This is a genomic window from uncultured Campylobacter sp. (assembly GCF_937949835.1).
GTDB lineage: Bacteria > Campylobacterota > Campylobacteria > Campylobacterales > Campylobacteraceae > Campylobacter_B.
Genome location: NZ_CALEDC010000099.1, coordinates 1 through 2,425 on the forward strand (window position 1 = coordinate 1; position 2,425 = coordinate 2,425).

Sequence of the window (2,425 nt, forward strand, 5' to 3'; positions counted from 1 at the left end):
CAGCCTGTATGCAATCAAACCGAAAATTTTCAGACGGTAATAGCTGCCCAGACCGCAACCGCAGAGCCTATGATCGCTCAAAATGCAAGCGATGCCGAAACTGTCCATGCCGCAGAGGCCGTCAGGAGCGCAGCCGTCACACAGATGAGCGGTACTGCGATTTTACGCACGCTGAAATTTGTCGAAATTCTAAACTACCTGCAAAAGCTAAGTGCAAAAAAAACGAGTTTCCCGGCGCAAATTTACCCGCTGCGCGACATCTCTGACTGGCTTGCCTCGCTTCCTTTCGAGCCTACGCGCGATCAGCTAAGCGCGATAAAGGACATCGCTAGCGATCTGCAAAGCCCTCTGGCGCGCCGCCGCGTCGTCATGGGCGACGTAGGCAGCGGCAAAACGCTCGTGATCCTCGCGAGCGCGGCGATGAACTACCCGCGCATCAGCTATCTGATGGCGCCTACAAGCATCTTGGCCGAGCAGATTTACGCCGAGGCGCGCCGTCTGCTGCCGCCGCAGATCAAAGTCCTGCTCGTAAAAAGCGGCGATCGCGAGCCGAATTTCGCAGACGCGCACCTTGTCATCGGCACTCACGCCCTGCTCTACCATGAGCTCGCGCCGTCAAATCTCATAATGGTCGATGAGCAGCACCGCTTCGGCTCCAACCAGCGCGAAAAGATCGCACGCCTTACCGAAAACGGCGAGTTTCGCGCGCATTTCATTCAGTTTAGCGCCACGCCGATACCGCGCACGCTGAGCATGATCCAGTCCGAACTCGTGAGCTTTAGCTTTTTAAAACAGCTGCCGTTTGAAAAGCAGATCAAAACCAAAATTCTACAAAACGACGGATTTGCGGGCTTTATGCAGGATCTGCGCCGCGAGCTCGCCGCGGGCAATCAAGCGATCATCGTCTATCCGCTAGTGCAGCAAAGCGAAAGCTCGGTCTATCAAAGCCTTGAGGAGGCGGCGCCGTTTTGGAAGGCTCAGTTTGCGGACGTGATGATTACCCACGGCAGCGACAAGGACAAGGAGGAGATCCTGCGCCGCTTCCGCGACGAGGGGCGACTGCTGATAACCACGACGATCGTCGAAGTGGGCATCTCGCTGCCGCGGCTTAGCGTCATTTTAATCGTGGGCGCCGAGCGGATGGGGCTTGCGTCGCTTCATCAGCTACGCGGGCGCGTCGGACGCAAGGGCCAGGCGGGGCACTGCTACCTCTACACCAAGCTCAAATCCCCGCCGCAGCGCCTGCGCGAGTTCGCAGCGACGCTGGATGGATTTAAGGTCGCAAATATCGATCTGAAAAACCGCCAAGGGGGCGATCTGCTGGGCGGCTCGGTGCAGCACGGCGCGATGTTTGCGTGGTATGATTACGAAGAGGACGTGACGGCTGCGGCAAAGCAGCGACTAAAGGACATAGGACGAGGTGCGTGAAATTCTACGAGGCGCGATAGAATTTAAACGTAATTTAGCCGCGGCAAAATTTTATGAAGCGAATGCGATTATGAGGGAATGAGCGATCTGATATAAAATTTTAAATTTCACGGCGTAGATTGCATCTGATAAAATTTAGAGCTTTACCAAGCGTCGTTTGCTTTTAATTTCTAAAATTTATGCAACTTAAAGTCCAAAAAAGGAGAGCAAAATGGCTTACGTAACCTACGACAAGGCAAAATGGCACTGGGGCGCGAAAAATGCGCCGACTGACATTCCGCATGAAAACGGCGCGACGCACATCGCGTTTTTCTTCCGCTGGTGCATGGAGCGCAAGCTCTATTCCAAGGACTTCGCGGCGGATTTCGCGGACGATATAGCGCGGATGGACGATAGCTTTGATTATCGCGGGTATTTCTTTGGCGCCATGGACGGCGTGCTAGGCAGCGACGAGCTAAACACCGCTGGCAAGGCCTTTGCAAATGCCTACTACACCACGGACCGCACGAAATTTGCCAAAACGCACGGCTGGTATTTGCAAGATTACGACGATTTCGTCGCGCGCAAATTCGGCGATAAAAACTTCGACAACGCCTATTTTTACATAGAAAACTCGCCGCAAAATTACGCCGAGATCAAAGAGATCATCGATCGCCGCTACGAGGAATTCTTGAGCTTCAAGGCGGCGAAGTAGAAATTTTACCGCCGAGCTTAGCCGGTTTAAAATAGACGCCTAAGCCGAAACGGCGCGTGATCTGCGCCGCGGTAAAAATTTAAAATTTTACGCAATGCGTTAAATTTTGCGCAGCGCTTTAAATTTACGAAGCGTGCGGCAAGCTTCGCATGACGCACTTCAAATTAAATTTTAAAATCCAACCGCTTCGCAGCGCGGGATATATCGAACCCAGCGGCGCGCTGTTTTTGTAAGCCTGGCGCTGTATTTGCAAACTCTCGGCACGCAATATTAGAAGCCGTCCGCCGATCGTTGTGCCGTAAA

2 protein-coding genes are annotated in these 2,425 nt (G+C 53.3%); both read left to right on the forward strand.

Annotated elements, in window-relative coordinates; genetic code table 11:
- Positions 1–1,428: ATP-dependent DNA helicase RecG (gene recG / locus Q0256_RS02125; RefSeq protein ID WP_297959623.1), on the forward strand; the 1,428-nt coding region annotated here is incomplete at its 5' end.
- Between the two features lie 211 nt (positions 1,429–1,639).
- Positions 1,640–2,122 (forward strand): hypothetical protein, encoded by a 483-nt coding sequence (locus tag Q0256_RS02130; protein WP_297959624.1) that lies wholly within the window; start codon positions 1,640–1,642, stop codon positions 2,120–2,122.
- The last annotated feature ends 303 nt before the right edge of the window (positions 2,123–2,425 follow it).

Coding starts and splice junctions, on each gene's coding strand:
- Q0256_RS02130 (WP_297959624.1), top strand. CDS start 1,640: ATGGCTTACGTAACCTACGACAAGGCAAAATGGCACTGGGGCGCGAAA.